At 38.2% G+C, this 20419-nt stretch carries 18 protein-coding genes; 10 read left to right on the plus strand and 8 right to left on the minus strand.

Features of this window, described 5'->3' with window-relative positions:
- Nucleotide 1: 1 nt before the first annotated feature.
- Nucleotides 2-778, plus strand: a complete 777-nt coding sequence (locus NZD88_RS12150) for a hypothetical protein (protein WP_259829427.1) — start codon at nt 2-4, stop codon at nt 776-778.
- A 79-nt stretch (nt 779-857) separates the two neighbouring features.
- Here NZD88_RS12150 and serS read toward each other — a convergent pair whose 3' ends face one another.
- Both serS and NZD88_RS12160 read right to left on the minus strand, forming a co-directional pair.
- Nucleotides 858-2126 (minus strand): serine--tRNA ligase, encoded by a 1269-nt coding sequence (gene serS / locus NZD88_RS12155; protein ID WP_259829429.1) that lies wholly within the window; start codon nt 2124-2126, stop codon nt 858-860.
- A gap of 67 nt (nt 2127-2193) precedes the next feature.
- Complete coding sequence (locus NZD88_RS12160) at nt 2194-2718, minus strand: hypothetical protein (protein ID WP_259829431.1); 525 nt, start codon at nt 2716-2718, stop codon at nt 2194-2196.
- A 71-nt stretch (nt 2719-2789) separates the two neighbouring features.
- Between NZD88_RS12160 and NZD88_RS12165 the strand changes: the two genes are divergently transcribed.
- The gene (locus NZD88_RS12165; protein ID WP_259829433.1) at nt 2790-4022 is read left to right on the plus strand and encodes a lipopolysaccharide biosynthesis protein; all 1233 of its coding nucleotides are present in this window, start codon (nt 2790-2792) and stop codon (nt 4020-4022) included.
- On the plus strand, nt 4009-4617 hold the full coding sequence (locus NZD88_RS12170; RefSeq protein WP_259829435.1) for an acyltransferase: 609 nt from the start codon (nt 4009-4011) through the stop codon (nt 4615-4617). Before NZD88_RS12165 ends, NZD88_RS12170 begins: the two co-directional genes overlap by 14 nt.
- Before the next feature lie 21 nt (nt 4618-4638).
- On the opposite strand, the gene NZD88_RS12175 is transcribed toward NZD88_RS12170, so the two are convergent.
- The 5 genes from NZD88_RS12175 to NZD88_RS12195 all read right to left on the minus strand — a co-directional run bounded on the left by NZD88_RS12175 (nt 4639) and on the right by NZD88_RS12195 (nt 10668).
- A complete protein-coding gene (locus tag NZD88_RS12175) occupies nt 4639-5127 on the minus strand; it encodes a hypothetical protein (RefSeq protein WP_259829436.1) in 489 nt (162 codons plus the stop codon).
- A gap of 103 nt (nt 5128-5230) precedes the next feature.
- Nucleotides 5231-6016, minus strand: a complete 786-nt coding sequence (locus NZD88_RS12180; protein ID WP_259829438.1) for a (Fe-S)-binding protein — start codon at nt 6014-6016, stop codon at nt 5231-5233.
- Between the two features lie 71 nt (nt 6017-6087).
- Nucleotides 6088-7425 carry a 4Fe-4S dicluster domain-containing protein gene (locus NZD88_RS12185; protein ID WP_259829440.1) on the minus strand — a complete coding sequence of 446 codons (1338 nt, stop codon included), beginning with the start codon at nt 7423-7425 and terminating at the stop codon, nt 6088-6090.
- A 7-nt stretch (nt 7426-7432) separates the two neighbouring features.
- Nucleotides 7433-8383, minus strand: a complete 951-nt coding sequence (locus NZD88_RS12190; protein ID WP_259829442.1) for an MlaD family protein — start codon at nt 8381-8383, stop codon at nt 7433-7435.
- Between the two features lie 131 nt (nt 8384-8514).
- The gene (locus NZD88_RS12195) at nt 8515-10668 is read right to left on the minus strand and encodes a peptidylprolyl isomerase (RefSeq protein WP_259829447.1); all 2154 of its coding nucleotides are present in this window, start codon (nt 10666-10668) and stop codon (nt 8515-8517) included.
- A gap of 260 nt (nt 10669-10928) precedes the next feature.
- Between NZD88_RS12195 and lon the strand changes: the two genes are divergently transcribed.
- The 3 genes from lon (at nt 10929) to NZD88_RS12210 (ending at nt 15647) form a co-directional block, all read left to right on the plus strand.
- Nucleotides 10929-13334, plus strand: a complete 2406-nt coding sequence (lon, locus tag NZD88_RS12200) for an endopeptidase La (RefSeq protein WP_259829449.1) — start codon at nt 10929-10931, stop codon at nt 13332-13334.
- A gap of 351 nt (nt 13335-13685) precedes the next feature.
- Nucleotides 13686-14798 (plus strand): AI-2E family transporter, encoded by a 1113-nt coding sequence (locus NZD88_RS12205; protein WP_259829451.1) that lies wholly within the window; start codon nt 13686-13688, stop codon nt 14796-14798.
- A gap of 471 nt (nt 14799-15269) precedes the next feature.
- Complete coding sequence (locus tag NZD88_RS12210; protein WP_259829452.1) at nt 15270-15647, plus strand: DoxX family protein; 378 nt, start codon at nt 15270-15272, stop codon at nt 15645-15647.
- 84 nt (nt 15648-15731) lie between these two features.
- On the opposite strand, the gene NZD88_RS12215 is transcribed toward NZD88_RS12210, so the two are convergent.
- Nucleotides 15732-17090 (minus strand): acyl-CoA dehydrogenase family protein, encoded by a 1359-nt coding sequence (locus NZD88_RS12215; protein WP_259829454.1) that lies wholly within the window; start codon nt 17088-17090, stop codon nt 15732-15734.
- 211 nt (nt 17091-17301) lie between these two features.
- On the opposite strand from NZD88_RS12215, the gene NZD88_RS12220 reads away from it, so the two are divergent.
- From NZD88_RS12220 to NZD88_RS12235, 4 genes are all read left to right on the plus strand, one after another.
- Nucleotides 17302-18213 (plus strand): DUF4349 domain-containing protein, encoded by a 912-nt coding sequence (locus tag NZD88_RS12220; protein ID WP_259829456.1) that lies wholly within the window; start codon nt 17302-17304, stop codon nt 18211-18213.
- A 157-nt stretch (nt 18214-18370) separates the two neighbouring features.
- Entirely contained in the window at nt 18371-19240 is an 870-nt protein-coding gene (locus NZD88_RS12225) for a TraB/GumN family protein (RefSeq protein ID WP_259829458.1), read from the plus strand.
- A gap of 25 nt (nt 19241-19265) precedes the next feature.
- Nucleotides 19266-19775 (plus strand): RNA polymerase sigma factor, encoded by a 510-nt coding sequence (locus tag NZD88_RS12230; protein WP_259829460.1) that lies wholly within the window; start codon nt 19266-19268, stop codon nt 19773-19775.
- Entirely contained in the window at nt 19765-20373 is a 609-nt protein-coding gene (locus NZD88_RS12235; protein WP_259829461.1) for a hypothetical protein, read from the plus strand. The genes NZD88_RS12230 and NZD88_RS12235 overlap by 11 nt, the downstream gene beginning before the upstream one ends.
- Nucleotides 20374-20419 lie beyond the last annotated feature (46 nt).

The following is a 20419-nucleotide window of genomic DNA, read 5'->3' on the forward strand; positions in this document are numbered from 1 at the left end:
AATGATTACACAGATGAAGTTTTTATGGGCTGCCATTCTTTTGATATTTCTCCAGTCCTGCTCTATCAATACAGAGACTACCTATTATAAGGATGCCGCAACCAGTATGCAGTCTAATATCCTGATGGATAAAAATGTAATGGGCATGATGAGCATGATGGGACCGGATTCAAAGAAATTGAGCGAGCTTGATAAGCTACCTACTGACTGGACAAGTCTTTACAATGTTCAGAAACATGGAAAAGTAACACTTAATGAGGATTCGGTGAAGGTGCTGAAGAAAGTGTATATGAAAGTGGATAAAGACAAAAACGAAATCGTAGGTCTTTCTCTTAAATATGATAAACTGATGCCTTCAGAGGTCACTCAACTTTTAACCAGCGACAAGCGTCTGAAAAAGATCCCTTTACAAGATATTGCAGTCTGGAATGGTCAGTCACTGACTATTAATACAGATAAATTCAATTCTGATGGTATTCTTAAAATGCTGGAAGAAAAAGATTCAGAAGAAAAAACAGTTCCCCAAACCAAAAGCGATTCCATTGAAGCTTACGGAAAACAAATGGCTTCCGGAATGGCAGGAATGCTCAGAATGTTCAATCTTACCTTTACCAATACCCTGAAGTTTCAGAAACCAATTAAAAGTATTACAGGAAAACACGATTTCGTCAAACAGATTGATCATAAAACCATTCAGATCATCGTAAGATCCAATGATCTTTTAGACAGTAAAAACCTGGTCAATAAGGATAAAAAAGTAGTGATCACTACAGAATAATTCAAGTGTCCAGTAACAAACAAAAATCATCCCCTTCCAAAACTGAAAGGGGATGATGTATTTCTATTAAAATATGATTCTAGTTAATCAGATCAAATCTTGCATATTCTGCAATCTTCTTAGGAATTCTGATTCCTTCTTCGGTCTGGTTGTTTTCAAGCAATGCAGCCATAATTCTCGGAAGAGCCATTGCAGAACCATTTAGGGTATGCACTAACTGCGCTTTCCCATCTGTTTTGAAACGGCATTTCAGACGGTTTGCCTGAAAGGTTTCAAAATTAGATACAGAGCTTACTTCCAGCCACATTTCCTGAGCTGCACTCCATACTTCAAAGTCATAAGTCATTGCTGAAGTGAATCCCATATCTCCGCCGCAAAGTCTCAATACTCTGAACGGAAGTTCAAGATCTGTAAGGATCTCCTTGATATGTTCTACCATTTCCTCTAATGCAGCATAAGAGTTCTCAGGCTTTTCAAGTCTTACGATCTCTACTTTTTCGAACTGGTGAAGACGGTTAAGACCTCTTACATGAGCTCCGTAACTTCCCGCTTCTCTTCTGTAGCACTGAGAGAAAGCTGTATTTTTGATCGGAAGGTCTTTTTCCTCCAGCAATACATCACGATAAAGGTTCGTTACAGGAACTTCTGCCGTAGGAATCAGATACAAATCATCAATACCGATATGGTACATCTGACCTTCTTTATCCGGAAGCTGTCCCGTTCCGTATCCTGAAGCTTCATTCACAACGTGAGGAGGATTAACTTCCATATAGCCCTTTTCAACGTTTTTATCCAGAAAATATTGAACCAATGCTCTCTGAAGTCTTGCTCCTTTACCCAAATAAACAGGGAAACCGGCACCGGCAATCTTTACTCCCAATTCAAAATCGATCAGGTTATATTTTTTGGCAAGTTCCCAGTGAGGAATAGCCCCTTCTCCAAGGCCTTCCACATCATGAGACTGGTAAATATTTTCGTTATCCTCCGCAGAAGATCCGCTTTTAACTAAATCAAAAGGAACGTTGGGAATCTGGTATAAAATATCCAGTAAAGCCTTCTCCGTTACATCTAACTGAGCCTGCAGTTCTTTACTCGATTCTTTGTATTGAGCTGTTTTAGATTTTGAGGATTCCGCTTCTTCTTTTTTTCCTTCTTTCATCAAAAGTCCAATTTCTTTGGAAATTTTGTTGATTTCAGCAAGTTGGGAATCTAATTCAAACTGAATTCTTTTTCTTTCGTCGTCAGTAGCGACAGCATCGTCTACCAACCCAAGATTCTTGAATTGTCTTTTTTGAAGACCTTCTAAAACGCGCTCTTTATTGTCGCGTAAAAAATTGACTTGTAACATTTTATTTAGATGTTAAATATTAGATGTTAAACTTAAATACTAAGCTAACAGTTTTACAAATTTAGAATTATTTTATGATAGTAAAGGTATTTATCGCATTAGGTGCATCGGCAGCTTTCGAAAATACGACCTGACCATTGTAACGGACCTCGGAAACCTGGAACAATGAAGGAGTCCAGCGGTAACGAATTTCCATAGCATCAGTAACGGTAACCACCTGATTGTTCACTGTTCTGCTAAGCGAAAAAGTGAGATTTGATCTGTATGTTTTATTCTCGGGGCTGACAGAATCTAAAATCACCCTTCTTGCTCCTCTCAAATACTCAAAATAGTATAAGGAATCCGTTGTCATTTTAAGAGGGACAGATACTGGAGCAATATCTGCTAATCCATTCGCATCATTCACTGAATAGGCAGTATATGATCCTGTCTTTTTACCGTTCAGCAGATCCTGTCCGGCACTGTTCTTCATATAGAAGTTCATGATCTGATCAATCCTCTGTAAAGATTCATCGTCGCTTCCGCATGAAACCGTTAAAAAAAGGACGGCTATAAGTTTAAGTATGACAATATGATTGAGCTTAGATTTCATCTTCCCTTAATTTTCAATAATTTTTTTTATGCAAATGTATAATTATATATTTGTTCTCGTAATATTTTACCATGTTTTTAAACAAACTCAAAAGATTAAACAGCAGCCACATCACCACCATCTTTAAAGGGAACTTTATTTCTAAGTTTGTTTTGGTGATTGGAGGGCTTCTGCTGGCAAAATATTACGGTTCATCTGAATACGGGATATTCAGTATCTACCTGAGCATCATGAGCATATTTACCGTAGTACTGAGCCTTGCACAGGAACATATGATCATGCTCGAGGGAAATGAGGAGGATGTGAACAATAATTTCAGTGCGGCCGGCATTATTTCAGGGGCAGTTATGATGTTGGCTTTCCTGTTGGTATTTATTCCTTTTGATATTCCTAAAAACATTTTATTTCTTGGGATTTTTACCGGTTTTATTTACTTATTTACCAACAATGCGAAATTTTTACTGGCTAAAAAGAAACTCTTCAAACTGGTTTCCGTTCTGACGATCGTAGATTCTCTGATAAGCTTTCTGTTTCAGGTGGTATTTGTATTTATTAAGATAGAAAACGGCCTTGTAATCGGCAGCCTGATCGGATATATCGCCGCTTTCCTTGCTGCCATTTATTACTCCAGAAAATATTATGTAAAACCAGATTTCAAAAGATACATAGCCAATGCAAAAAAACGGCCGGAGCTTTTTAAATACTCTTACCCTTCCACACTGATCAATGCATTAGGAAATAATATTATGCCGATCCTGATCTCCCTTTATTTTGCAGATTCATTGCTTGGAGAATATTCTTTATCGGTAAAAATCATGTCGGTTCCACTTCTTTTGGTCTCCTCATCTATTGCAACGGTTTACTATCCAAGAGCTGCGGAGATTAACAACAGAGGCCGGAGCAAAAGTGAACTTTTTGCGTATACCAAGAAAATGAGCTTAATGAATTTTTATATCATTTTTGCGCTGTATATCCTCGTCAACGTCGTTGGAATTCCTATACTGGAATTGTTTTTCAATAAAAACTGGGAACATCTTGGTTTATTTATTTTCCTGATGTCATTTGGATATCTTACCCGAAGCCTTATCAATCCTATTTCAGATATTCTCACGATCCTGAAGAGGAATAATGTAGCCATGGTCTTTAATATTTATCTTTTCCTGGCCAATATTGCCGCTATCCTGATCGGAAAAGAGAAAGGAATCAGCTATCTGGTGGGTATTTTTTCCATGTTCTTGTTTATAGGTTATGGATTTTTGTACTTTTACATCATGTTTATTCTGAAGAAAAATGAATCCGATTAAAAAATTTATTGAATACCAGATTTTCCATAGAATTAATAATTTTTTCTATCCGGAGTATTACCGCCAAAAATATGACTACCTGCTTCCTCATGTACTCTTTTTCTATTATTTGGTTCCACAAAAAATACTGAGAATCAATGGGAAAGTTCCATGGCCGGTTCATTTTACTTCGGAAATCAGAGGATACCAGAATATCAAGAAAGGGATTATGTGTGATCCGGGTGATAATCCCAATATTTATATTCAGGCAAATAACGGGATCATTATAGGACACAATGTAGGTTTCGGAGCGGGAACGTCTCTGATATCTGCCAATCATAACCACAATGACCACAGCATTCATGACCAATGTCCGCCTATCACTATAGGTAATAATGTTTTTGTAGGAACGAATTCTGTGATTCTTCCGGGCGTAAAAATAGGTGACAATGTCGTGATCGGAGCCGGCTCTATTGTTGCAAAAGATATTCCTTCCAACTCTATTGCAGTAGGAAATCCCTGTAAGGTTATCAAACAAAAAGAACCTTACATTGAAGACTTCACGAAGACTGTTTTTAACAGAAAACTCCCTGAAGGCATCAATCTAAAGTTCTAGAAGATTGTATTTTATATGGGGCTAAGCAATCCCTGCTGCCCAGCTTTTCTCTAATGGAAGAAGAAAGTGACTTAAAAAGTCCAGATAGGTATTTTTGGAAAAATCGAATACTTCTATTTCTTTTGATAATTCTCCGCTTCTGATTTTATTTTTGAAGTCCTGAAGTTTCAGAGTCTTAATTTCTCCATTCTCTACAAAGCTGGCCTTCATTCTGTCGAAAAGTCCCAGTTGATATTCTCCGTCGATCTCGCGCATGATCTTCCCTAGGGCATCAATACTGCATCCTGAAGCCATTTCTTTCTCCTCGTCTACACATACCACGATAAATTGATTTTTCTCAATTTTAAAGGAGGAAGCAAGCGGTTTTCCGTGTGCTGCCCAGGTAGCAAGGAAATCGAACAGTTTTTCAGTGATCACTTTAGCTTCTTTGGTTTCAAATGGTCTCGATGCGGGGTATATAATGACTCTGTAGTCGTTGGTTTCTACTATACTAGATTCTTCAATTTTCATATCCTGTCGGTTTTAAAGTATAAAATTAAGAAATATTCCTGAGTTTATAATCAAGAAAAACCCAAGCCTGAGCCTGAGTTTTTACATATCTTTAATAGATTTCTTATAAATCTTCTGCTTCAGCAAGAAGTTCTACAATATCCTTTACAACTACTTCTTCGTTTTTGTTAAAGTGTTTTACACCATCTGTCATCATGGTATTACAGAACGGACATCCTGTCGCAATGACTTTAGGCTGGAAAGACAAAGCTTCTTCCGTTCTTTCAATATTGATGTCTTTGTTCCCTTTTTCAGGTTCTTTAAACATCTGTGCACCTCCTGCTCCACAGCATAAACCGTTGGTTTTGCAACGCTTCATTTCTACAAGTTCGGCATCCAGTTTTTCAAGAAGAATCCTCGGAGCCTCATATTCGTTGTTGGCTCTTCCCAGGTAGCAAGGATCATGGAAAGTTATCTTTTTTCCTTTAAAAGCTCCTCCTTCGATCTTCAGTCTTCCTTCTTCCATTAATGTCTTAAGGAACTGAGTATGGTGAACCACTTCGTAGTGTCCTCCAAGGCTCGGATATTCATTTTTAAGGGTATTGAAACAGTGAGGGCAGGCGGTAACGATCTTTTTAACTTCGTACGCATTCAGGACCTCAATATTGGTAAGGGCCATCATCTGGAAGACAAATTCGTTTCCTGCTCTTTTCGCGGGATCTCCGGTACAGCTTTCTTCCTGTCCGAGAACAGCGAATTCAACTCCTATTTTATTAAGAATTTTACAAAAGGCTTTGGTGATTTTTTTCGCACGGTCGTCAAAACTTCCGGCACATCCCACCCAAAATAAAACTTCCGGGGATTTTCCTTCGGCAGCATATTCTGCCATTGTTTTTATATTGAAATCCATTTTTTCAAATTTACGAATATACCAATGTACCAGTTTACCAATGAATTGCTACATTGTTACATTATTTTACATTAATTATCGTTTGCCCAGTTCAGACGGTCAGCCTGATTATACTGCCAAGGAGCAGCATTGTTTTCTACATTTGTCATCATCAGATTTAGCTCCTGAGGTGCAGCGGACTGCTCCATTACAAGGAATCTTCTCATTTCGAAAATAATAGAAAGCGGATCCAGCAATACCGGACATGCCTCTGTACAGGCGTTACATGTTGTACATGCCCAAAGTTCTTCTTTTGTAATATAATCATTCAGAAGCTTCTTACCGTCGTCTTCGAATTTTCCGTTTTTGTCTATATTTCTACCTACTTCTTCCAGCCTGTCTCTTGTTTTCATCAGGATCAGTCTTGGAGAAAGCTTTTTCCCTGTAATGTTAGCAGGACATACCGAAGTACATCTTCCGCATTCTGTACAGGAATAGGCGTTGAGTAATTGTACCTGATTCAGGTCAAATATATCTTCTGCTCCAAACTTGGACGGAACATCTGCTGCTTCTCCTTCGGCCGGTGCGGCGTACGGGTCAGCGTTAGGATCCATCATCAGCTTGATTTCTTTGGTTACAGAGTCAAGATTATTGAATTTTCCTTTTTTATCAAGATTCGCAAACCAAGTGCTTGGAAATGCCAGAATAATATGAAGGTGTTTTGAGTAATAAAGATAGTTCATGAAGAAAAGGATCCCTACAAAGTGGAACCACCAGGCTCCTTTTTCAACAAACATTAGAAATCCGTTATCAAAGCTGAAAACTTCTAAAAACGGGACCAATGTCATTTCGCTGATCGGAAAACTTCCATGTTCCGCAAGAACACCTCTCATCTGCAGAACATAATCCGCAGAATTCATGCTAAAGAACGCCATCATCAGAGCAAACTCTATGATCAGAATCCAGTTAGCATCATTTTTAGGCCAGCCAAAAAGTTCTTTCATGGTAAGCCTTTTCACGCCATAGAAGTTTCTTCTGATAAAGAAAATAACCACTCCAATGATTACTAAAAGAGCCAGTACTTCCAATGTCGCCGTAAAGAAATTATAGAAACCGTGTCCAAAAATGGAAGCTAAAAATCTGTGGGTTCCAAAGATTCCGTCTACAATAATCTCTATCAATTCGATATTGATAATAACAAAACCAACGTATACAAAGAGGTGGAGAATACCTGCTACAGGACGCTTCACCATTTTGCTCTGGCCCATCGCCACTCTGGCCATGGTTTCCCAGCGCTCGGCTTTTTTGTCGCTTCTGTTGATCTCTCTTCCCAGCTTGATATTTCTGTAAATCTTGAGCAGGCTTTTTGCAAATAGCCCAAATCCAGCAACTAATAAGATCAGAAAAATAATGTTATCGATGTACTGCATAAGGTGATTAGTCTTTATTGTTCTTACCGAAAACCGAGAAATTAATATATCTCTTAGGGTTCGCTTTCATATCTTCAATCAATGAATTCAGGTTTGTAGATGCAGAATTCAGATTATTGTAAAGTTGCTCATCCTTCATTAGCTTCCCTAAGCTTCCCTGTCCGCTATCAACGCCTGCAATGACCTGATTAAGTTTCCCTACAGTAGCATCTAAATTGGATATGGCTGCATTCAGTTTTTTAGTATCGATGCTTTCTGCAAGATTTCCGTATTTATCCAAAGTCACTTTTCCACTCTGCATGGTAACGCTTGCATCATCAAGTACTTTCTGAAGTTTGGGATCATTATGTCCTACCAAGGTATTTACACTTCCTGCTGTAGTCTGTAAGGCGCTTACCGTCTTATTAAGATTCGAAAGCAATGCTTTGATTTCAGCTCTGTTCTGCCCGTCAACCAATAGATTGGCATTAGCCATTAGAGAGTCTACACGATGTAATACTGTTTGCAGCTGATCTTTCACCGGACCTACCTGAGAAGAAAGACTTCCCAAAGTTCCCAATTTGAAAGTCCCTTGTAGGGTATCACCGTCTTTTGCAGTCTGCCCGCCATACATAAGGTTTACCCTCATTTCTTTTCCGGACATAAGGCCTGGTTCAAAGATTTCTAGAGTTGAATTTTTGGAAAACTCGAACTTGTCATCCACCGTAATTTTTACTACAAAACTAATTTTTCCGTCTTTTGCCGTCTTAGGAATGATCTTATCGACCTGTCCTACTTTGAGACCGTTGATGGAAACTGCAGACGACTGAGCCAGCCCTTCTACATTGTCGTATTTTGCGTAAAATATATTATCGGTAGTAAAAAGACTTCTGCCCTTCATGAATTGAAACAACACCACAAAGCCTACAATAGCCAAAAGTGCGATCACACCAGCTTTTAATTCTTTACTGAACTTCACTTGCTAAATTTTTTCTAATGAGCAAATATAACACATTTTAAATTAATCTTTTTCTTTATTGTTCTGCGTTAAATACAAAAAAGCGGCAGAAAAATCTGCCGCTTTTATTTATATCTGTAAAAATTAATTTCTTACTGTTGTTGGTTTCCAACCTTGTTCCAGATCTCAATTCTGTAATCTTTGATATCTGCATTATCCTGAAGACTCTTCATCCAAGCCTGTCCGAACATCTGTGCTCCTCTCTGCGTAATAGATTCAGTAAACTGCTTAAGGTCGCCCGGCTGTTTGTTTATTGTTTCTGATTTTTTGATCAATACATAAACTCCTGTTCCACCTTCGATAGCATTTGAAAGTTTACCTTTCGCAACACCGAAAGCTGCACCAGCAACCTTAGGCTCCATAGAACCGGCTACTGAAGGGTTAAGCATATTCACCTGAGCAGACTGCTTTGTTGAAGCAAACAGTTTAGCGATCTGATCTAAATTAGAAGCTTTAGCTCCAGCAATTTTATCAGTAATCTGTTTTGCCGCTAATTTGTTTTTAACGATCACTTCGATCTGGTCTCTTACAGATTCAGCATCTGCAAGACCTGCATCCTGCTTCCCGTTAAGATAGGCTATAATTTTATCACCTGTTCCTTCTACGGTAAAGAATTCTGTATCTCCTTTTGTTCTTTTCTTATCGAAAGCCCAAGCTAAGATCTCTCCATCTTTATCTGTACCAAGTCCCTGAAGCTGTCCGTCAAATCTTTTGGCTGCTTTAGGATTGGAGAACTGATAGTTTCCTTTTTTAGCAATATTCACGAAATCGTTGAAAGATTTCCCTTGAACCTGCTGAATAAATCTTCTTGCTTTTTTATCAGATTCTGCTTCTGTAGCATCTGAAGACTTCACTTCTTTTACAAGGTTAGCTACTTTATAGCTCATTGACCCTGCTTTTTTATCTTCAATATTGATGATATGGTATCCGAACTGTGTTTCCACAACACCAGTAGCTCCTTTAGGATTATTGGCTAGATAGGTAAGGAATTCCGGAACGAAAGGCGTTTCAGGAGTTGTCCATCCTAAGCTTCCTCCTTGTGCAGCAGAACTTGGGTCATTAGAAAGTTTGATAAACTCTGTAAATTTAGCAGGGCTTGCTTTCACAATAGCTCCGATAGAGTCTGCCAGTTTCTTAGCCTGTTCCTTAGATCTTGTCACACCTTCTCCTGCCGGGCTTCCTTTGAAAGCGATCAGGATGTGTCTTGACAAGGTAGAGTCAGAAGTCTTTTTATCCAAAAGCTTTGAAACTACATAGAAATTCTGCTCCTTGTAAGGTCCGAAAGTCTGTCCGATAGCGGCAGATGCAATCTGTCCCTGAATAGCCTGAGGCAATTGGTTCGGCTTTGCATACTGATTGTTATAAGGCATATCAGAATTGGCCATTACAAACATGGAGTCATTCTTTGTATTCTGGAAGTTTTCAGTTCCTCCACTTGCATCTGTACCTCCAGAGAAAAGTTTATTGATTTCCTTCTGAGTAGCTGCATCATCTGCAGGGCTAGGTGTAGAAGGGAAATATACAATTCCAATATTTCTGCTAGGTTCGGCTTTAAACATTACAGGGTGTTGCTTGATATAGTTATCAAGGTCTGCCGTAGTAACGTTGATCTTCGTTTTCTGAAGGTATGCAGCATAATCAATCTTTACAAAATCGATGTCTGCTAACTGGTCTCTCTGCTTCATAAGCTCTTCAGCTTCTTTCTTACCAGTAGTAATACCCGCTGAAATATTAGTAAACACCTGTCTCGCCATGAGTCTGTACTCAACGGTTTTTCTGGTTTTCAACCATTGGTTGTAACCTTCCGGATTGGTGTTTTTTAACGTTTCAATTTCTTTTTTAAGTTCTTGAGTTTTAAAATTACCTTTCTCATCAAAGAACTGCTTTTGTTGGGCAAACATCTGATCATACTGGATCTGATTCCAGAAATAGTCGTCAGTCATCTCAAAGCCCAACTTCTCAAACTGTTGCTTGATAAGTTTAGATTGTACAAGTAACTGCCAAGCCTGCTCTTCAAGTCCCGTTTTTGGACGGCCTTGTTGTTCAGCCTGTTGCTGCAGTACGAAAAGCTGATCGTTGAACTCTTCGCGGGTGACTTTCTCACCGTTTACTTTTCCTAAAACGTCAGGATTTTTCCCAAAAACCTTGTCGATGCTCTCAGGGTTTACCAGAAACGCTAAAAGCGCCAATGCTATCACTCCCATCAAAAGCCAAGGCTTACTCCTAATCTGTCCTAAAATTGCCATTTTATATATTATAGTTTTTTATCAGTTTGCGAAAATACACATTTTTAAGAAATTAGAGAAGCAGAAGTCCTTTATTTTAATTTTTAAAATGAAAGATTGTTGAAAAAAGGAAATTTTGACCATATTTTTTAGCAAAAAACAAATGGCATAGGTATTGTGCAATATAGAGAACTATAGTACGCTGCACGTTTTCAGCGCATATTGTAAAATATCATTTTAACGATTTAAAACGAAGATGACAATTTGTCATTTGATTAACTATGACAGAATTTGAAGATATTAGTTTAGAGGAAATGATCAGCGATGGGTTTGACATTGTAGCCGAAGAGATCAATCTTTCAGACTTTTCGGAGACTGATAAAAATTCCGAACAAAAAATATTCCCTATACTTCCGGTAAGAAATATGGTTATGTTTCCGAACGTAGTAATTCCTATTACTGCAGGAAGAAAAACATCGATACAGCTTTTGGAAGAAGCTCAGAAAAATGGTGATTTCATTGGAATCGTCAGCCAGAAAAATTCAGAGTTGGAGCAGCCTGCCGAGAAAGATATGTACCAGACCGGAACACTGGCGAAGATCATCAAAATCATCAAACTTCCTGAAGGTAATATTACAGCTATTACAAAAGGTTTCCACAGATTTAAGATCAAAAAGATCGTAGAAAGCCGGCCTTATTTTAAAGCGGAAATCACAAAACTAAAAGATACACGTCCAAAAAATAAGGAAGAGTATGATGCTCTTCTTGAAAATATAAAAGATCTTGCTTTAAAGATCATTGAACTGGACCCGAATATTCCCAACGCGGCTAATTTCGCGATTAAGAATATCAATAATAATGATGATCTGCTGAATTTCATCTGTACCAACTCCAATTTCCCATCTCTAGAAAAACAGAAACTTCTTGAAGAAAAGAGTCTGGTAGAAAGGGCTAACAAGTGCTATGAGATGATGCACGAGGATTTCAGAAAGCTGGAATTAAGAAATCAGATCCATCAGAAAACATCAAAAGACCTTGATAAGCAGCAGAGAGAATATTTTCTGAACCAGCAGATCAGAACCATCCAGGACGAACTGGGAGGCGGTCCGGAAAGTGATGTGGAAGAACTCATCGATAAAGCAAGCAGAAAAAAATGGAACCAGGAAGTGGAAGATCATTTCCAGAAGGAGATCAACAGACTGCAGCGGCAGAACCCGAATTCTCCGGACTATAACGTTCAGAGAAATTATCTTGATTTCTTTACGGATCTTCCGTGGGAGACTTACACAAAAGATGTTTTTGATATTGCTAAAGCTGAGAAGATCTTAGACAAGGCTCATTTCGGACTTGAAGATATTAAGAAAAGGATTCTGGAACACATGGCTGTTTTAAAATTAAAAAACAACATGAAATCCCCTATTCTATTGCTTGTAGGGCCTCCAGGAGTAGGAAAAACTTCTTTAGGAAAATCTGTTGCTGATGCTTTGGGAAGAAAATATGTACGATTATCTCTGGGTGGACTTCATGACGAAAGTGAGATCCGTGGACACAGAAAAACATATATTGGAGCCATGGCGGGAAGAATCCTGCAGACGATCAAAAAATCCGGTACTTCTAACCCGGTGATTGTCCTTGATGAAATTGATAAAATCGCTCAGGGCCTTCATGGTGATCCAAGCTCTGCCCTTTTAGAGGTTCTCGACCCTGAACAGAATAAAGCGTTCTATGATAATTTCTTAGAAATGGGTTATGACTTGTCTAAAGTGATGTTTATCGCAACTGCCAATTCACTTTCCACGATTCAGACACCGCTTTTAGACAGAACGGAGATCATTCAGATTGCCGGATATACGATGGAAGAAAAGACGGAGATCGCCAAAAGACATTTAATTAAAAAACAACAGGAAGAAAATGGATTGGATGCGAAATCATTCAAACTTGGAAATCCTGAGCTTAAGCATATCATTGAAGCACACACTTCGGAAAGTGGGGTGAGAACTTTAGAAAAAAGAATTGCTGCTATTGCAAGATGGGTTGCTCTTCAGACTGCATTAGTAAAAAAATACGATCCAAAGATCACTATTGAGAAAGTAGACGAAATTCTTGGGGTTCCAAGACCTAAAAGTTTGTCTGAGATCACGGGTGTACCTGGTGTTGTAACAGGTTTGGCCTGGACAAGTGTAGGGGGAGATATTTTATATATTGAAAGCATTTTAAGCAATGGAAAAGGAAGCCTTACCATGACCGGGAACTTAGGTACGGTCATGAAGGAGTCCGCCACTATTGCTTTGGAATATATCAAAGCCAGACATGACGATCTTGGAATAGCTCAGGAAGATCTGGATAAGAAAAACATCCACGTTCACGTTCCGGAAGGAGCAACACCGAAAGACGGGCCGTCTGCGGGTATTGCAATGCTGACGTCAATGGTTTCTTCATTCAAAAACAAGAAAGTAAGACCTCACCTTGCGATGACGGGAGAGATAACGTTAAGAGGAAAAGTACTTCCTGTAGGCGGAATCAAAGAAAAACTACTTGCCGCCACAAGAGCAGGAATTAAAGAAGTAATTCTCTGTGAAGCGAACAGAAAGGATGTGGAAGAGATTAAAAAAGATTATCTTAAAAACCTGACTGTCCATTATGTGAACAGAATGGAAGAGGTGATTGATGTGGCGATCGAAAAATAATTCAAAACATATCAACTCTCAATAAGGAAACGCGTCTCAGATTTTGTCTGGGGTGCGTTTTTTGTTATTAAAATTCACTACAAAAGATGCAAAAGTTTTAACACTTACGTGATTTTAAGCTAAATATATTACACATAGGAATAGCACTTAAGTTTATGAAAATCTTAGATTTTCTTCAGTATAATAAATCTGTGTAATCTGAGAAATCTCCGTGAGGTTATTTTAAAGAAATACATACCACACGGCGCTATTCCTACATCTTCTGATTCAAAAAGAATTATGTTAATTAAACCAAAAGACCCGATTAATTAGTTGTGTTTTCTTATTTTTATCCGACAGATTTGAAAAATTATGAATTTCCTTAGACTCCCGTTTCTTGTTAAGCTCACGCTTGTCGTTATTTCCATCATTGGTCTAGGCTACCTGTTGACACTTGGACAGAGTATTTTAGCTCCTTTCTTTTTGGCTTTTTTAATGGCTATGCTCTTTCTTCCTGCTGCGACTTTCATGGAAAGAAGGCTAAGGTTTCCAAGATCTATATCGACGATGACTTCGGTCTTCGTTATGCTCGCCATTTTATCCGGAATCATTTATTTTTTTGGATCACAGCTTTCCGATTTCAGCAAAGATCTGCCCCATCTCAGGGATCAGATGACCACTGTTTTTAATAATCTTCAGCACTGGATCTCAAAAACATTCAACGTAAAAATAGATGAACAGCTTGATTACATTAATCAGGGATTAAATAAATTACTTTCTTCTTCCGGTGTCATCTTAGGCTTTACTTTTGGAATATTTTCCAGCGGTTTCGGCTTTATTGTTTTCTTCACCCTGTTTTTTATCTTCATTTTAAATTACAGAAGAATTCTTAATAATTTCATTGTAACCGTTTTTAACGAAAGACATAAAACCAGCGTACAGGAAGTTGTAAACGAGATCAGAGTAATGACGAAGAAATATATTTTCGGACTCTGCCTACAGGTTCTTATCGTTTCCATTCTTTGTTCAATCGTTCTTACAGTTCTGGGAGTAAAGTATGCGATACTTCTTGCCGTTTTGACAGGCTTACTCAATGTGATTCCTTATCTGGGAATCTGCATTTCCCTTTTGATCTCATGTTTCATTGCCTTTGCCACAGGTACGCCCTCTACCTGTATTTATGTAGCCATTGGGTATATTGCCATTCATGTCGTTGACGGGAACATTGTGCTTCCATTTGTAGTGGGTTCAAAAGTGAAGATCAACGCTTTATTTTCCTTTATCGGAATTATTTTGGGTGAACATCTTTGGGGAATCGCGGGAATGTTTCTCTGCATCCCGGCTATTGCCATCATTAAAATCATCTTCGAAAGAGTAGATGGCTTGAAACCTTGGGGTAAGCTGCTTGGAGAGGAAGAAAAGCCTAATAAAAAGAAAAAGACCTACAAGATCTCTAAAAACATTACTCTGAAGGAAATGGACTGATGATGAGTCATCATTCATCGATTATCACTTATAAAAAAAGCTGCCTCACTTGAGACAGCCTATAGGTAATTTTTACAATGCATATAACGGATCCATCCCGTTAGGACAAGTCTGATTACATGGAATATACGCATGGCTATCAGAATAATATCCTAAATCCGAACCACCTCCACCGCCTGAACCTCCTAAACAAGGGTCTCCCGGTGGTATTTTACATGAACAGCCTTCCGGACCTATATCACAGATAGGCGTTTTACCTCCCCCATTAATTTTTTTTAATTTTCGCGATCTAATTTTTGAAGATTTTTCAGCATAATACTATTGTTTAGTTTGATTTGTTCAACAAATATATCAAATCAAATTAAAAAATCATATGTGATACTAGATAAAATAATAAATATTCTCAAGTTTTATTTAAAATAAATAAACGAATACCATTTTTGTTTTACATTTGATATAAAATCAACAATCATGAAAATCGTAAAATTTATCCTTTCGTTCATATTTGCATTGATGTTTATTCATGCCGGTCTGAACAAATTTTTCCATTATTCACCCATGCCTAAAATGTCCGATGAGCAGATAAAAATCTTTGCTGCATTCGGTGAAATCGGCTGGTTACTGCCATTAGTGGGAATCGTAGAAATTGTTGGCGGAGTCCTATTTATCTTCCAGAAAACCAAAGCTTTGGGCGCCATTATCCTCCTTCCTGTCATGGTAGGAATCGTAATTCATAATATATACAGAGACCCAACCCAAATGGGAATTATCACCGCTGGAGTAATGTTCCTCATTAATATCTGGGCAATTATTGATGACCGGGAGAAATATAAAGCTTTGATTGGTTAAAAGGTTATAGTAATAGGTAGCAGGTGGCAAGTAACAAAGCGCGCATTAACCTGCAACCTATCATCTGCTACCTGCCATCTTTTATTATACAAATGCACTAAATCCGGTAATAGATCTTCCTACGATAAGTGAATTGATCTCTTTCGTTCCTTCGTAAGAATAGATAGCTTCAGCATCTGCCACAAACCTGGCAACATCATACTCAAGAAGAATACCATTTCCTCCCAACACTTCTCTGGCTCTGGAAACAATATCTCTTGTTCTTAAAGTACAAAAAACCTTGGCCAGCGAAGCATGTTCATCTTTTAAAATTCCTTCATCCTGCATTTCAGACAGTCTGAAAACCATTGTCTGCATGGCCGTAAGATTGGAAAGCATTTCTACCAAATGTCCCTGGATCATCTGGAATGAGGCGATGGGTTTACCGAACTGCTCTCTTGTTCTGGTATATTGTAGTGCACTTTCATATGCCCCTCTCGCACAACCCGTAGCCATCCAGGCCACTCCAGCTCTGGTCATACGCAATACTTTTCCGGTATCTTTGAATGAATTGGCATGTTGCAACCGGTTTTCTTCGGTTACCAGACAGTCTTTTAAAGTGATCAAACCATTCTGAACAATCCTTAAAGCCATTTTCCCTTTGATTTTCTCAACAGAATAGCCCAGATTATCTTTTTCGACAATAAAACCTTTCACTTCTCCACTATCCATATCTCTTGCCCAGATAATGATTAAGTCAGCAAATGTTGCATTTCCGATCCATTTTTTCTGACCGTTAAGAATCCAGCCTTCTTCTGTTTTTTTACAGGTGACGGTAAGACCGCCTGCTGCCCCGGACCCCACTTCTGGCTCTGTAAGACCGAAAGCCCCTATTTTTTCAAACTTTTGCATCTGGGGAAGCCATTTTTGTTTCTGTTCTTCTGATCCACAGATATAAATAGATCCCATTGCCAAGCCCGACTGAACTCCGAAAAATGTAGCAATAGAAGCATCTATTCTCGCCATTTCCATAGCAATCACCCCTTCCATCAGAAAGGGCATTCCCGGACAGCCATATCCTTCATAGGTGACCCCACAAATATTCAGTTTCTGAAATTTAGGAATGAGTTCAAAAGGAAAATCATCTCTCAGCCAATAATGATTCACCAAAGGTTTTACTTCTTTTTCCATGAACGCTCTTACCTTAAGCTGAATCTCACGTTGCTCAGGAGTCAGTGTGTGGTAGATATCATAAAAATCACCATCGATCGGGGGAAGCTCACGTTTTTTCTGATCAGGATCAAGCATTTTCATCATTCCGTTCAGTTGTTTATCATCCAGTTGGGAAAAGTTCTGCATCAGTTTAGGGAGATCGACTTTTTGAGAAATAGTACTCAACTCGTCAAAATCTATGGATCTGAATAATTCTATTGCGTTTCTGATTTTGGAAAAAGTATTTGACATAGTAATGTTTTGTGGGATTGATTTGTAAAAGTGAAGCAAAAACTGCTCCGAAAACAAGCCATCCCATTGCAATCTATTTTACAAAACACTCATTTACAACCCATTAAAACACAAATATTTCTTTACAATTTTTTTGCGACGGATTTTCAAATATTACAAACGATCCTGACAGAACTTTGATCTAAGAAAACCCACAAAAAAAATCAACGCTATGAAAACGACTTACATTCAATTATCCCTGTCAGCAGTTCTTTTATTAGGAATCTATTCATGTAAAAAAGGAGAAGTGGCCTCAACTGATCTCGAAGCCTATGCTAATACAGACTCTGCAACGGCCATTGTTTCAGACAGTGTTTCGTCTGTAGCAACAATGAAAATAAAGGACAAACAGTTTATTAAAACAGCTGATGTCAATATGGAAGTTAAGGACGTCTATGAAGCAACGGTTTCTATTGAAAAAACAGTGCAGGATTTGGGAGGCTTCGTTACCCACAGCAATCTTCAAAGCAATGTAATTTCCGAGGACACTTACAATACTTCCACCGATGATGCCATGCTGATCAAAAAATACCAGACGGAAAATACCATGCAGGTGCGTGTTCCGACAGAAAAACTGGGTGAGCTTCTTGTGCTCATCAATGATAAAAAGCTTTTCCTGAATTCCAGAACGATCAATGCCGAAGATGTAACATCAAACATCAAATACGCGGAAATGGAGGGTAAAAGAGTTAAAAAAACAGGCGAAAATATCGATCAGCTGAAAGCCAATAAAGACAAAGTAGAACTTGACAATGATAATATGGCGGAAGGAAATCTGCAGCAGCTCGCCAGCATGGACACTACAGACAACATCAAATACAGCACGATAGATATTTATATTAAAGAACCTAAACTTCGCATCGCTGAAATAGCCGTTACCAATACCCGTAACATTGATAATAAATATAAATTCAATTTTATATATGATGCTAAAAATGCCTTTGTAGAAGGGTTTTATCTGATCCAAAAAATTGCCGTAGGACTTATCACAGTATGGCCTTTATTATTAATCTTAGCTGTAGTCATATACTTTTTAAGAAAAAGAAAGCTGACAAAACTGCAAACTACAAAAATTACAGAATAACAAAAAGCAATCCTAACCCATTGGTTATCATCATAATTTTAGATTTTTCAAACCTCCTGTTCAGGAGGTTTTTTTATTTTTTTCAAAAAAACTGTAACGATTATTATACTACCCTTACCAACTGTTTAAAAGAATAAATAATCAAAAACTTAATCATATGAAAAATTTAATACAACTTGGGTTCGCAACATTATTATCGGTAACCTTTATGACTGCAAAAGCTCAGAGCAAGGACACAGAAAACAGTACACTTTGGGAGGTTTCCGGAAATGGACTTACACAACCCTCTTATATAGCAGGAACGTTCCATATCATGTGCAGTCAGGATTTTGAGATTAAACCGAAAGTATTGAAAGCTCTTGAAAAATCTAATCATTTTGTAATGGAGATCAATTATACGGATCCAACTGAAATGGCGGCTATGCAGAAAATGTATCAGACGGACAAAAAACTATCCGATCAGCTTACTCCTGAAGAAGCTAAGGAACTGGATAAGGTCTTAGCAGATTACGGAACAGATTTAAAAAAGATGGACAATTCCAGCTCACAGGCACTGTACGCGCTGATTTCAATGAAAGCCTTACCATGCCCACAGACTGAAATAAAATTATATGAAATAGAACTTCTTCAAAATGCCCTTAAAAATAAAAAGAAAGTCTCCGGGCTTGAAAAAGTAGAAGACCAGATGACCTCCATTAATAAAGCTTATGACTTGAAAGCGGTGATCGGACAGTTGAAAATGGGAAAAGAATACGAAATTCTGTTAAAAAAAATGATAACCGCATTTAAAAAAGAAGATCTACAGTCCGTTTACACCCTTTTTAAAAATGATAAAATAATGAATGCCGGGCAGGAAAAAGCCATGCTTACGGACAGAAATAAAAACTGGGTAGAAAAAATGCCGGAAATGATGAAAAAAGAAAGTGCTTTCTTTGCCGTTGGAGGCGCTCATCTTATGGGTGAAAACGGAGTGATCCATCTTTTAAGATCGAAAGGATACACCGTAAAACCCGTATCAAGTCTTTAATGTATAATCAAACCATGAAATCATCGTGAGCAGTCAAACTGAAACCGCTTTTTTAAAGCTCGTCAACCAGCACAAAGGCATTCTATATAAGGCCTCCCGCATCTATGCGGATTCTGTGGAAGACCGGGAAGACCTGCAGCAGGAAATTCTTATTCAGCTGTGGAAATCTTACCAGAACTTCAAGGGTAACAGTGAATTTTCAACGTGGATGTACCGTGTGGCCATCAATACCGCTATTACTTATTTAAAAAAAGAAAAACAGCGCACAAGTAATCAAACCGATGTACCCCACCATTTTGAAGTACAAAATGAAGACTACAATCCCGCAAAGGACAAACAGATGGAAGTTTTTTACAGTGCGGTCCAGGAACTTAAGGCTCTTGAAAAAGCCATTATCTTTTATTTCATGGAAGGAATGTCCCACAAAGAGATTGGGGAAAACCTAGGGCTGAGCGAAGTAAATGCCCGTGTAAAACTAAACAGAACCAAAGAAAAAATACAGCAAATCATAAAAAAATCAGGCTATGAATTTTGATCAATTAAAAGAACAGTGGAATAATGAAGACGGTAGCAGCGTCTATATTCCCAACACCATAGAACAGTTAAAGAAAAGCAAGCATCCCATTGAAAAGATCCAGAAAAGCATGAAAGCAGAATTTCCTATGCAGGTCATTGCCATCATTCTTATTGCCTTCTTTCCACAGCAATTGGATTTTCCGCCCTCTCAGTACATCATTTATTATACATCCTACGCCATGCTTGTCGTCATATCTTCCTATTACTTTTTCGGATTCTATAAATTTTATAAGCAAACCGAGCTGTATAGCGGAAATACCAAAAACAGCCTCTGGAAAATATACCATGAATTGAAACTGAACATGGAGCGCTATCAGTCATTCGGATTCCTGCTTCTACCCCATTTCATGATCGCATTAGGACTTGAATTCTATAATATATTCGAGAAAAAAGGCAAGTCTTTAGGAAATTTCGCCGATTCCTATCAGCAGGCTTTGATTATGATCGTTCTCATCGGAACTATAGCCATTGTAACCGGCATTGTTTTATGGACCAAATACATCTATGGAAGAAACGCCAAGCGTCTTGAAAATATTCTGAACGAAATGGAGGAATAATTTTCTTATCCATCTTTCACAAACAATAACGATGAACCTCAGACTT

Origin of the sequence: Chryseobacterium pyrolae (assembly GCF_025153485.1) — a bacterium.
GTDB classification, from domain to species: Bacteria; Bacteroidota; Bacteroidia; order Flavobacteriales; family Weeksellaceae; genus Chryseobacterium; species Chryseobacterium antibioticum.